The organism is Pantoea sp. B550 (genome assembly GCF_024158165.1).
In the GTDB taxonomy this organism is placed as follows: Bacteria; Pseudomonadota; Gammaproteobacteria; order Enterobacterales; family Enterobacteriaceae; genus Pantoea; species Pantoea alfalfae.
Window position 1 is genome coordinate 129,326 of the sequence record NZ_JAMYXI010000001.1, and the last position, 12,535, is coordinate 141,860.

The window sequence follows — 12,535 nt, forward strand, 5'->3', positions numbered from 1 at the left end:
AAATCACCGGGAAACATTGGCGGTTAACAGAGTGATTATTTTCCCGTGAGCTCAGTGGGATGGACCTGTCTGTTCAGACAAAACGATCAGGATTATGACATCAGTAAACGCAGGTGCTCTGGTCAGCGATGCTCATATTCAAAAGAGTGTGGCGGATCGCGCAGCGTTCCCCCCTCGTATTAGATTGACACTGTTATATCCCGCAAAAGATGTTTACATTTGTTCAGCAAAATTATCGGCCGCTCAGCAAAGCGTGAGCGTAGGGAAGAATCGTGGTTATCGTCATCAAACTCACACCGCAAACAGAGGCAGAGATTGTATGAGGGAGATTGCACCTGATGGAATAACCGGGATGCCATCACGAACGGCAGCGTATCTTTGCCGTCAGATTGCTGGTCTGGTCAACGTCGGAAGACTGAGCCCGGAAACCTGCCAGCGCATCTTTGTTTTCTGTGGTATCAGGCCGTCACATGCGCAATGGCGTCAGTTTCTTATCCCGATGCTTAGCTTTCTGGGGTTGCTGTCACTGGTTGCCGGGTCGGTATTTTTTATTGCCTGGAACTGGGCCTGGCTGCCGAAGATGGCGAAATTCGCCCTGACCGAACTGCTGATCGTCGCGCTGGCGGTAGTGGTCTGGTGGCGCTGGTACAGCACGCTGGCACGCAGCGCATTGCTGGCAGCAGGATTAAGTTTCGGTGCTCTCTTTGCGCTTTACGGACAGATTTATCAGACGGGTGCGGATAGCTGGGAGCTATTCCGGGCCTGGTTATGCATTCTTCTGCCGCTGGCGCTGATTGCCCGGCAAAACAGCCTGTGGTTTTGCAGCTGGCTGGTCGCTAACCTGGCGTTCCAGCTCTATTACACCGCCACGTTGCCGACGTCACTGCTGGAGCTCGCCGTGTCTGACAGCTTCTTCTGGCTCCCGACGACAGTGCTGCACGTCTATCTGGCACTGCTGGCAGCCTGCCTGATTATCAGGGAATTTCTGGCCTGTCGGGCAATAACGCATCATCCTGAGAGCTGGCTGGCAAGCCGCTGGTTCTCACGCGTCATGGCCGGATTTTTACTGCTGCTGCTGACCGGCATCGTGGCCGGAAATATCTCTGACGGGCACGGTGCTAACCACTTTACGTTAGTCACGGGCGGCTGGGTGGCCACCCTGCTGGCAGGCTATTACCTGTACCATTATCGCCATGTTGATCTCTGTATGCTGACGCTGGGCATCGCCAGTCTGACGATTGTGGGCTGCGCACTGATCATGCAGTTATTCCTTGTGGCCTATGTTACGGCTGACCTGTATCTGACCGGCGTCCTGATGATTTTCTGGGTGGCGGCAAATGGTTCGATCCTGCTGAAGTGGCAGCGCAAACTGGCTGAAAAGGGACCGCTCGATCAGGCTCCGGCCAGGCTGACCTTCCTGGAAGATGCCCTGCGTCATCAGGGCCTGCTGAGCGACGCACAGATTAGGGAGATTCAGCAACGCGGTCACGCATCCAATCTGCCCTGGTATCTGAGGCTGGCGCTGAGCGTCGGAGGCTGGGTCGCCGCGCTCATCACTCTGTTACTGATGGCGCTGGTGCTCTATAGCACTGACCTGCTCGACGACCCGAATGCTGTGACCCTTATCGTGCCTTCACTGGTCCTCGCCGTGATTGCCCGCGGCCTGTTACGCAGCGATCGTGACGGTAAGTATCACCTTGGGCTGGCATGGGCCATTGCGGCGACGTGTGGGCTGGTTATCGGCGTTGTGTTACAAATCCAGAGCGATGACGTCAGCTTTATGATGCTGAGCTCACTGTGCGCATTACCGATTCTCGCGGCGATGGCGGTGGCGATGCCGGACCGCACTTACCGCTTTATGGCCATCACTGCCCTGACTTTTTTTCTGGTGCTGGCGGGCTATTTACTTTCCCTGCTCTACCTGTCGCCAACGGCAGGCCACGTTGCTGTTTCCCTGCTGGTGGCAGCGGTGATGTTTTTGTGGCTGTGGATTGTCAGTCATCAACTGAGATTACTGGCAGGACCCTATGCTGACGCCGTGCATCCCCTGCTGTATGGCATCCCGGCGGGTCTGATGGTGCTGAGTTCACTTGGCATAAACGCGGCGGTTCTCATGAATTTACTCTGGTCTTCTGCGCAGTTTTCTATGCTTCAGCCTGCGACAGGCACCGGTATTGCGGCAGGCTTAGTGCTGAGTGCGCTCAGTCAGAAAAAGAGCAGTCAGCCGCTGTTTTCGATCATCACGCTGCCCGCCGCCGTTATCTGCGGGGCTGCCGCCCTTTATGCGCCGGGTATCGGGCTGGGATTGTGGTTAATTCTGATGGCACGTTATCAGGGAAGTCCGGGATTGCTGGTGGTCAGTGGCGGGTTCATGGTGCTGTATGTCATTGGCTGGTATTACTTCCTGGAAGTGCTGCTGCTGCATAAAGCGCTGTTGCTGCTGGCTGGTGGTCTGATTTTGCTGGGGCTGGCGTGGGTCGTCACAAAAGTGTTACCCGCACAGATCGGAGGTACGAGTGAGAACGCGTAAAAAGAGCCGATGGCTGACAGGCGCGGTGATAGCGCTGGCGCTGGTGACCGTTAATGTCAGCATCTGGCAAAAAGAGCAGTTGCTGAAACAGGGCGCGGTCATGATATTACCCCTTGCGCCGGTTGACCCGCGCTCCCTGATGCAGGGTGATTACATGGCGCTGAATTATGCCCTCACCCGACCGCTGGAGCAGAACCTGTATCAACAGGCGGTGGCCTGCGGCGCAACCCGGTCAGCGCCATGCCTGCCCACCAGCGGAACTCTGATTGTGGACCTCGATGCGCAGCGTCATGCAACTCAGGCCCGGTTTGATCAGGGTGAGCCGCTACAGACGAATCAGCTACGGGTAAAATACCATCAACACGCCGGCTCGCTGACCGTCGGCACCAACGCTTATTTCTTTCAGGAAGGTCATGGCGAGCGTTTCACGCAGGCACGATACGGGGCATTTCGCGTGGGGAGCGACGGCACAGCACTTCTGACGGATCTGCTTGATGAACAGGGAAAGGTGATTCAGCCTTAGCTATGCAAGACGCTCACTGAACAGCACAAAACAGGCTGGCAGACGGCCTTGATAGCTTTTACTAAAAGGGTTTCTGTAACAGCGCATCACGATGCCTTCGCAGGTCTGCGGCCATCGGATTAATCAGGTAGCCTGAAACGTCAGTCAGAAATACCCTTAGCGATAAACAGATTTAAATGGCAAAAGGTCTGATATGAAGTCGATAAATCTGCACAACATTTACCGTTCTGCAAATGAGAATACCGTTGGGATGTGGCGGGAAAATGCAGGCATTGGCGATATCAGGCAAGGAAACTACTACGATCCGGTAAAACTCGCTCTCGCAGCAGGCAGTCAGCCGTCTGTATCCTCTGATGTCTCACGTCTGCTGCGTGAACTGCAGCAACTCACCCGAGATGATCAGCTTGCCGATGTTCTGCCAGCAGACGGTTTTCATTTTACCTTCTTACCTCTGACCCTGCCGCTCTATCACGAAAACGCGCCGTTGCCTGAAAAAGTGGATCAGCTGACGGCTATCTGGAGCGGATTTGAGGCGAAGAAAATCGTTATCAGGGATCTCCGGCTCGTTGCGTTGCCCGGTCAGTTGTTGCTCGCAGGGATCCCTGAACGTCCTGCCGTAGCCATGCGTCAGTCATTCTGCGAAAAGGTGCTCGATTCTGACTGGAAAAATGAGCTGATGATGCGTCATTCGGGCAGCCCATTACCGGCCCCCTTCTGGCATAGCACCCTGCTGCGCTACAACGCGGCTTTTTTACCCGCAACCTTACGTCACTATTTTCTGGAACGTCAGGCCGTTGATTTTGGGGAGGTAGCCGGAGAACTGACGCTGGCAAAGATCAACTACAACTGGACCAAATGTTATCCATTACGGGTTAACTGATGCGATGTGATTCCCTGTCAGAAACGATTTTTAGCCTGCATCTATGTGAGCTTACTTATAGCCGCATACGTTCAGGTCCGTTTTTCTCTCAAACCCTCCGTCAGCAGACTAAATCAGGATCTTTTCGTTTACCTGGCTGTTCCCGTAAACTACAGGACGCAGGTTTTAATTCATGAGCACGAAAAGAGGATGATAAAGCCTGCCAGGCAGAGCCGTTCCATTATTGTCTGTGACTACTCCTCGATTCTGTTCTCGCAACCAGGGCTGACGGCTCAGGAAAATACCCGCTTATCACACCAGGAAATAACATGCTTTTAGCGAATGTACCTTTTACTGCAATCCTGACTCAATCGTCATTCCGGGCATGAGTCGTCAGCTGTTTGTTTCTCTGGATGGCCCCAAGGGAGCCGGTAAAACCACGCTGCTGGAGGCCATCACGCAAGTGCTCAGGGCAGACAACCTGAAAGTGATCCGACTCAGCGAGAAAAAGAGCGATCCTTTCAGGTCGGAATCCATGGCGCTGGTTAACCGGCTCGCCAGAGATCCCTCGGCAGATCTGGAATGGGAAATCTGTCAGCGCTTTGCTGTCAGCCGCGCCTGGATTTCACAGAACGTACTGGCTAAACAGCCGCAGGACAGCGTTATCCTGATGGATCGCTGGTATCCATCGGATGCCGCGTTTCGCCGGATGGTTCCGTTTACAGAGATTCTGCAGCTAAACCGTGAGCACAACGTCCGCGCGCCAGATCTGCATGTCGGGGTGGTCACTGCGCCCGAGGTATCCTGGGAAAGAGCCGCAGCACGATCGCGTGGCCTGGGAAGTACGGTAATTCACCGGCTGGAAGAACATATCGCCTGCACCCGCGCGTTTGAGCAGGAAGTTGCGAATAACGGCTGGTTTTTATGCCGCAATGAAGGGAGCATTGATGAGGCAACGATGCAGGTGGTGGCTGAAATTAACAGCATGCTTTACCGCTCCTGAATAGCAAAACATAAAACTCTGTGGGCGCGTTATCCTCTTTCCTCCGCAAATCCGCGCGCATCGGGTTGTGCAGAAAAAACCCTTTATTTTACTTGTCTGTAATCAAGATAAGTCAGATTACCGCTGGCACTGGCATCCCGCTTTCCCCTATAAAATTGCTTTATTTTTTATATAAGGCACAGGGAATTGCGCTACGCATCAATACCATTCAATCATAATCAACCGGGCTGGCCTGCGGGTGAGCACAGTTTTTCGCCACAGCCAGCGTTGCAGGGCGATATCTCTGCAGACTGGGTCATCGTCGGGGCAGGATTTGCAGGCGTCGCCTTTGCGCGCCGTCTGGCAGAAATCAATCCGAACCTGAAAATCATTATCGTCGAAGCTCATAGCACGCAGCAAAGCGCATCGGCACGTAATTCCGGCTTCGTTATCGGCCTGCCGCATAATATTGGCAGTTCAACTGCTGAATTAAAGAAGGCAAACGCATACCGGAACTTGCTTCAGGAAGGCATTCGTCAGCTGGAGCAGGTTATTTCGCAGCATCATCTTCAGTGCGACTGGGAACGGGTCGGCAAATATCACTGTCAGGCTGAACATGGTAATGACGCTATTTTAAAGGAGTATGCCAGCCATCTCGATCTGATGAACGAGCCGTGGCAGATGTCAGACAGTGAGGAGCTGTATCATAAACTCGGTACGCGCTTTTACAGCAAAGGGATTTATACACCGGGCTGCGTGCTGGTTAATCCAGCACAGCTGATTGCTGGCCTGAACGCGTGTTTACCTGAGAATGTTCAGCGCTTCGATAACACACCCGTGCTGGGGATCCGTTACGGCAGCACGGCTGAAGTGCTGACACCTTTTGGGGTGATTAAATCGCCAAAAGTGATGCTGGCCACCAACGCACTATCACCGGAGCTGCGTCCGGGACTTTCGCGTCAGGCTGCCATGGCTACCTTCGCCAGCATCACCGATCCATTGACGGACGAACAACTGGTTACCCTGCCCCCCATGCAGAGCTGGGGACTCACGCCGGTTAACGCCATTGCCGGAGCGACCTTTCGTTTTACCTCAGATCGCCGTTTCCTGATTCGCCAGCATGTCATACCCGCGCTCAGGGGACAGGTAAATGCGGCCCGGACTTATGAGGCGACCCAACTGCATGAGCACTTATTTAAGAAAGTCTATCCAACGCTGGGCAGTGTGAAGATAACCCATACCTGGTCTGGCACCATCAGCGTCACGCGTAACGGCGCGCCGGAATGGGGTATGCTGAACAAATTTATTTGCACGGCGTGCGGCTGTAACGGCGCAGGCATTTCAAAGCAGACCGTGGCAGGCACGCTGCTGGCGGATTTCATGATGAAACAGGATAACCCGCATATTGCAGATATGCTGTCGCTGGGCAAAGCCAATGTCATGCCACCCTCGCCAGCGCTGGATATCGGCATTGCCCTGTCGCTGATGAAAGAGCGATATCTGGGCCGTAAGGAAGTTTGATTTTTATAAAAACGGGCCTGAACAGACCGCTTATGAGGATATTTATTCAGGCCCGCCTTTTCGTTAAACGGTAGAAGATCTGCAGCATCATCAGGCTATTAACTGGATTAATAGCAGCAGCCGACAAATTATGCCCTGGACATTCCCTATTCCCGGAGGTATCGCTGAAATCAGCCCATCGGGTAAGCTTGTTGTTGGTAACTCAGAAGCTTACGTTGCTGCAGGCCTTGCCGGCCTGGGAATCATGCAGGGAATGAATGTCTTCCTGCAACCTTATATCGACCGCGGGCTGTTAACAGAGGTGTTACCTGACAATCCTTCTCCTGAACGCAAATTGTCGCTTCTTTATCCGCATCGCCACCTCTCCCATAAAGTGCGTGTCTTTACCGAGTGGCTTGAAAACCTGTTGTAAGAGATCGCTTAAGGGGAAACGGCTGAAGTCTTTAGCAAACTGATACGCTGACCACAAAAGTGGCAGCCAGAGATAGTAATCACAGGTTTAAGCACAAGCCTGCTCATACTGAGGGGATTGTCAAATTCACTACTTTTAATCTGGCACACCCGCACGCATTGATTTTGCAAAAGAGAATAAACAAGCACTGACGCTATTTTTTCTATAAGTTCCGATTCACATCCATGGCAGCTATCCAATCGTTAAGTAACACGACCCAGTCAGGTTTAAAATCGCGTTTTCTTAAACGAACCGGCGTGATCGGCATCACAAATTAACCACATAAACCGCACAAAGTGTAGCAAAAAGTTCATTTTTACTTAACATTGTCAGGGGTGAAAATGAGCCTCTCGTAAAATAATCAGGTTATTAACGGTATTAGACAGATGTTTTAAAGCAGTTATTTACATTATCACGGTCATCAACTACTTAATTCAGAGTTGCTGGCATATAAATTTTATTAACGCTTACTGATTATTTCAGAAAGAACTTTTTTGGCTTATTCCCGCAAGGTTATGGAATACCTTTATGCCACGATTTAATGTCAGTCAGCCCGTATTGCCCCGCGCCGCGTTCATACTGCTATTCTCGCTTTATATCGCTGTTTTCCTCAATTTCCCTTTTTACAAACAGGCCTGGTCACTTATCGCGCCAGACAGGATAGGCAATATTCTGTTTTTCCTTTCCATGCCGATTGTCGCGTTGTGTGTGATAAATAGTGTGGTAACGCTGGCCTCCTTTTTCTGGCTGGACAGAATAACCCTTGCGTTATTTATCGTTGTCGCTGCCATAGCCCAGTACTTTATTCAGCACTATGGCATCGTTCTTGATCGTTCAATGATTACCAATATGGTGGACACCACACCCGCTGAAAGCCTGGCACTGCTGACGCCGAAGATGATATTAGTCATTTTCTTTACCGGCTTCTTTATGGCCGCACTCACCTTCTGGCCTGCTTTTAGAAAGTCGGTACCGGTGTGGAAGGGATTACTTCAGCGCGGATTAAGCCTGGTTATTTCAGTTGCATTAATAGCGCTGATAGCGATGTTTTTTTATAAAGACTATGCATCACTGATTCGCAATAACCACGAGCTGTTGAAATCCCTGAGCCCCTCTAATTTTATTGCTGCCTCGCTCTCTTACTATAATCATCGCGAGCGGGCGAATCTTCCTCTGGTGAAAATAGGTGAAGATGCGCATCAACGCCCCCAGATGCTTAACGGCCCGAAAAAGAACCTGACGATTCTGGTCGTAGGCGAAACGTCCCGCGCCGCTAATTTTTCTCTGGGCGGTTACCCGCGCCCTACCAACCCTTTGCTGACAGAAGAAGATGTTGTCTATTTTCCTGACGTCGCATCCTGTGGCACCTCTACGGCGGTCTCTGTCCCCTGCATGTTCTCAAATATGCCGCGCAGGCACTACGATGATGCGCTGGCCAGTCATCAGGAGGGATTACTGGATATTATTCAGCGAGCTGGCCTGAGCGTTTTGTGGCATGAGAACGATGCAGGATGTAAAGGTGCCTGCGACCGGGTGCCTAATCAGGATATGACAGCGCTCAATCTTCCGGAAATGTGCATCAAAGGCGAGTGCTATGATGAGGTGCTTTTTCATGGGCTGGAAGCCTATATCAATCAGCTTAAGGGTAATGGCGTGATTGTGCTGCATACGATTGGCAGCCATGGGCCGACCTATTATCACCGTTATCCGCCGGCGTTTCGCAAATTTACGCCGACCTGTGAGACGAAACAGATTCAGGAGTGCTCTCAGGAGCAACTGATTAATACGTACGACAATACCCTTCTCTATGCGGACTATATTGTCGATAAAGCGATTGAATTACTCAAAGCCCATCAGGAGAAGTTTACAACCAGTCTGGTTTATCTGTCAGATCATGGTGAGTCACTGGGCGAGAAAGGCGTCTATCTGCATGGCCTGCCCTATGCTATCGCACCTGAATTTCAGACTCGCGTGCCGCTGCTGATCTGGCTGTCACCCGATTACCAGCAGCGTTATGGCGTGGACTACACATGCCTGAACCGGCTGGCGACTTCGCAAAAACATTCTCAGGATAATCTTTTTTCAACCATGCTGGGCATGACCGGCGTTCAGACCCGCGAATATGTCGCAGCAGACGATATACTGGCGACATGCCGGAATCAGCTCGCCCAAAACAAAAGTGATAAAGCCCCTGACAGGGCGCTGAAACAATGATTATTTCCGTGATATCACCTCGCACTGAGCAGACGTTCCTGACTATCTCTGCCAGGCAAAAGAGCAGGATACGTAATGCCGTCATTCCTGTGCTTACAGCATGAGCGTCTCAGCGCAATGTCCGAACCGGCAGTCATGGCGGATAAGCGGCCCTGCATTAATGAATGTCAAGGCTATCCGGGCTATCCTGACGGCCGGACGGCCGGACGGACCACCATATTTCAGTCAGCTTTAGAGGCGGTGGTTCAGTCATAAAGTGATCACAATATGAAAACACGGCCCCAGGCCGGGGCACGCATGAATGGCCTTGCAGCAGGGGGTTACCCTGCTGATAAAGGTTAAAGCAGCGTGACTTTGCCCTGGAAAATCACCGGCCCGGACGGCCCGCTGAGTTTAGAACCACCCACCGGTTCCAGACTTACCGCCAGTATGGTCTTATTATCCAGCTCCCCGGAAGGCAACTTAAAGGCGTTACTGTCACGGTGATCGATCAGTCCCAGTGATTGTGGCGGAGCACTGCCCTCAATCAGCCACAGCTGTAAGTTTTTATTTTCGGGCAGCGTGACGTTCAGTGCAGAAACCTGAATTAATGACGCGCTCTTGTCCAGACTCACGACAAACTGTGTATCTGGCTGCGCGCCGCTGAGTACCGCAATCGGCTGCAGCGCGTGTGTGGCATCGGGCTTCGTCACCCAGCTAAAAACGAGGATGCCGGTCATTGCCGCGGCGAGGCCCCAGCCGAGCCATAATCCGGGATGCTGCTGTTTGCGTTTTTTTCCGGGGAGGCCAGGTTTCCGCTCAAGATCCTGCGCAATCTGCTGCCAGAGTTCAGAAGGCGGTGCGACCTCCTGAGTCGTCTGGTCAATGCCACTGAACGCGTTCTGCCAGCGCACCACCTCAGCGGCAAAGGCTGCATCGTCATTAAAGCGTTTATCCAGCCGTTGCCGGGTGTCAGCGTCCGTTAGCCCAAGCACATATTCCGCGGCAGTGAGATCATCATTTTCCTGACCAGTCATAAGCCTATGCACTCCCGAAGATGGGTTAACGCGCGACGGATCCAGCTTTTTACCGTGCCTTCGGGCTGGCTCATGGAGAGTGCGATCTCACTCTGTGACAGGCCACGATAATAGGCGAGCGAAAGGCTTTGTCGCTGTTCTGACGGTAACTGCGCCATACAGTGCTGAAGGCGGCGCGCCTCTGCAGGACTGTCGTCAGAGAGACGTGAACGCTCAAAGCCCGCTTCCGCTTCGCTGATTTCCTCTATCGAACAGCATCTGTTCTCGTGTTTACGCAGAAAATCGATCGCCTTGTTTCTTGCAATGTGACTGAGCCAGATGAGCGGTTCACTGCGCTTGTGGTCGTAGTCGTTTGCCGACTGCCAGATTTGAATAAAGGTGTCGTGGAGGATCTCTTCTGCCCAGTCGCGCCGTCTGACCATACGCAGAATAATGCCGTAAAGCCGGGGTGAGAGGACGTGATAGAGGTGCGCCAGCGCAGATTTATCGCCGCAGGCAATCTGGTTCATTAAGTCAGCCTGAATATGAGGCACAGTTTTTGTCATCGGCTTCCCTGTTAAAGGTGTAGCCACAGTATCAGTGGCTACACACAGTATAGGTAACGCTTTACGGCATCAGCACGGTATCGATAACGTCAATGACGCCGTTACTCTGATTCACATCATAAGTGGTAATGTTAGCGACATTGCCCTGAGCATCTTTAAGCTGAATGTTGTGCGGGCCGTTTGCCATCACCCACAGGGATGCGCCATTTACCGTTTTCAGCTCCGCTTTGCCTCCACCCGATTTGATTTTTTTCTCCAGTGCTTTCATATCCAGTTTTCCTGCGACCACGTGATAGGTCAGAACGCTGGTGAGCTTCTGTTTGTTCTCTGGCTTGAGCAGAGAGTCGACGGTGCCCTGCGGCAATTTTGCAAAGGCGGCATTGGTCGGCGCGAAAACGGTAAATGGCCCCTTCCCTTCAAGTGTCGGAACCAGACCGGCAGCCTTAACAGCTGCGACCAGCGTGGTGTGATCTTTCGAGTTAACAGCATTCTCAACAATATTTTTTGACGGGTACATGGCAGCGCCACCGACCATGACCGTATCGCTGTCCATGGATGCCGCATAGGTGGTACCGCTGAAAACTAATGCAGAAAAAAGCAGAGTTGGCAGGAATGGTTTCATTTTCACTTCCCTCATTGAGTTTGCAGACAGGGCCGATGTGCCCTTATCTGTTAATACGAATGAGTGAAGAAAACGGATGCAAAAATTTTTAATTATTTTCTTCCGGCATCCGTTTACGGCACGAACAGATTATTTTTGTTGTGGCGGAATGCGGGCAATCACCTTGATTTCAAAATCAAATCCCGCCAGCCAGGTGACCCCTACCGCTGTCCAGTTAGGATAAGGCGGCTGCGGAAAAATGCGCTGCTTCACCTGCATGATGGTTTCAAACTGGTTCTCCGGATCGGTGTGGAACGTGGTGACATCGACCAGGTCGTCAAAAGTGCAGCCTGCCGCAGCGAGCGTGGCCGCCAGATTTTCAAACGCCCGTTCAACCTGAGCAGCAAAATCGGGTTCGGGCGTGCCGTCAGCACGACTGCCCACCTGACCGGAGACAAACAGCAGATCGCCTGAGCGGATGGCAGCAGAATAACCATGCTGCTCATACAGGGCATGACGGTTAGCGGGGAAAACAGGTTCGCGCGTAATCATAGTGGTTCCTTTCATAGCGTCAGTCTGGAAAGCAGGATGCGGCGTACACAGGATTGATTTAATATACGCGGCGTATGTCACATTAATCATGCATACGCCTCGTATGTCAAATAATATACGAGGCGTATGTGAAAGGAGAGCTTATGGCCGCTAAACGTCGCGCTGAAACAATGGAAGAGAACCGTGCAAAGCTGATTGCAGCAGCACGCACCGCATTTGCTGAAAAAGGGTTTGTGGCGGCATCAATGGATGAACTGACGGCCAGCGTGGGCCTGACCCGTGGTGCGCTTTACCACAATTTCGGCGATAAAAAGGGACTGCTGGCGGCGGTCGTGGCACAGGTTGATGGTGAGATGGCGCAGCGGGCTAAAGCAGCCGCATCTGGCGTGGCAGATGAGTGGGAGAAGCTGGTGGCAGAAGGCATTGCCTATATTCAGTTAGCCATGGAGGCCGAAGTGCAGCGTATTGTGCTGCGCGATGGCCCGGCGTTTCTGGGCGATCCCGCGCATTGGCCCAGCCAGAACAGCTGTCTGGCAGCCACGCGCGAAACGATTGTGAAGCTGATCGAAAGCGGAACGATCAAGCCGGTAGACGCCGATGCCGCCGCGCATCTGCTGAACAGCGCAGCGCTGAATGCCGCACTCTGGGTCGGCTCCAGCCGTGACCCGGAAAAGGCACTGCCGAAGATGATCGAGGTGTTTATCCAGCTGACGGGCGGCCTGCGCCAGAGTGATTAATCCT

The 12,535-nt window shown here is 52.5% G+C and carries 11 protein-coding genes and 1 pseudogene; 8 read left to right on the forward strand and 4 right to left on the reverse strand.

Going from position 1 to position 12,535, the window contains the following annotated elements; translation table 11 throughout:
• Window positions 1–319 precede the first annotated feature (319 nt).
• The 7 genes and pseudogenes from NIM72_RS00590 to eptA all read left to right on the forward strand — a co-directional run bounded on the left by NIM72_RS00590 (window position 320) and on the right by eptA (window position 9,080).
• Window positions 320–2,530: a DUF4401 domain-containing protein gene (locus tag NIM72_RS00590; protein ID WP_253417817.1), complete on the forward strand. Its 2,211-nt coding sequence runs from the start codon at window positions 320–322 to the stop codon at window positions 2,528–2,530.
• Complete coding sequence (locus NIM72_RS00595; RefSeq protein ID WP_253417819.1) at window positions 2,517–3,053, forward strand: GDYXXLXY domain-containing protein; 537 nt, start codon at window positions 2,517–2,519, stop codon at window positions 3,051–3,053. Before NIM72_RS00590 ends, NIM72_RS00595 begins: the two co-directional genes overlap by 14 nt.
• Before the next feature lie 193 nt (window positions 3,054–3,246).
• The gene (locus tag NIM72_RS00600) at window positions 3,247–3,933 is read left to right on the forward strand and encodes a hypothetical protein (protein ID WP_253417820.1); all 687 of its coding nucleotides are present in this window, start codon (window positions 3,247–3,249) and stop codon (window positions 3,931–3,933) included.
• 364 nt (window positions 3,934–4,297) lie between these two features.
• Window positions 4,298–4,915, forward strand: coding sequence for a dTMP kinase (locus NIM72_RS00605; protein WP_253417822.1), 618 nt, complete (start codon window positions 4,298–4,300; stop codon window positions 4,913–4,915).
• Between the two features lie 186 nt (window positions 4,916–5,101).
• Entirely contained in the window at window positions 5,102–6,415 is a 1,314-nt protein-coding gene (locus NIM72_RS00610) for an FAD-binding oxidoreductase (RefSeq protein WP_253417824.1), read from the forward strand.
• A gap of 67 nt (window positions 6,416–6,482) precedes the next feature.
• Window positions 6,483–6,827 (forward strand): annotated as a pseudogene (locus NIM72_RS00615) (LysR substrate-binding domain-containing protein); the annotation flags it as partial.
• 567 nt (window positions 6,828–7,394) lie between these two features.
• Window positions 7,395–9,080 carry a phosphoethanolamine transferase EptA gene (gene eptA / locus NIM72_RS00620; protein ID WP_253417826.1) on the forward strand — a complete coding sequence of 562 codons (1,686 nt, stop codon included), beginning with the start codon at window positions 7,395–7,397 and terminating at the stop codon, window positions 9,078–9,080.
• A 338-nt stretch (window positions 9,081–9,418) separates the two neighbouring features.
• Here eptA and NIM72_RS00625 read toward each other — a convergent pair whose 3' ends face one another.
• The 4 genes from NIM72_RS00625 to NIM72_RS00640 form a co-directional block, all read right to left on the reverse strand.
• Window positions 9,419–10,096: an anti-sigma factor domain-containing protein gene (locus NIM72_RS00625; protein WP_253417833.1), complete on the reverse strand. Its 678-nt coding sequence runs from the start codon at window positions 10,094–10,096 to the stop codon at window positions 9,419–9,421.
• Window positions 10,093–10,641, reverse strand: coding sequence for a sigma-70 family RNA polymerase sigma factor (locus tag NIM72_RS00630; RefSeq protein WP_253417835.1), 549 nt, complete (start codon window positions 10,639–10,641; stop codon window positions 10,093–10,095). The genes NIM72_RS00625 and NIM72_RS00630 overlap by 4 nt, the downstream gene beginning before the upstream one ends.
• A gap of 61 nt (window positions 10,642–10,702) precedes the next feature.
• Window positions 10,703–11,263, reverse strand: coding sequence for a fasciclin domain-containing protein (locus tag NIM72_RS00635; protein WP_253417836.1), 561 nt, complete (start codon window positions 11,261–11,263; stop codon window positions 10,703–10,705).
• A gap of 129 nt (window positions 11,264–11,392) precedes the next feature.
• Window positions 11,393–11,794, reverse strand: a complete 402-nt coding sequence (locus NIM72_RS00640) for a RidA family protein (protein ID WP_253417844.1) — start codon at window positions 11,792–11,794, stop codon at window positions 11,393–11,395.
• Between the two features lie 143 nt (window positions 11,795–11,937).
• Between NIM72_RS00640 and NIM72_RS00645 the strand changes: the two genes are divergently transcribed.
• Window positions 11,938–12,531 carry a TetR/AcrR family transcriptional regulator gene (locus NIM72_RS00645; RefSeq protein ID WP_253417846.1) on the forward strand — a complete coding sequence of 198 codons (594 nt, stop codon included), beginning with the start codon at window positions 11,938–11,940 and terminating at the stop codon, window positions 12,529–12,531.
• Window positions 12,532–12,535: the final 4 nt, after the last annotated feature.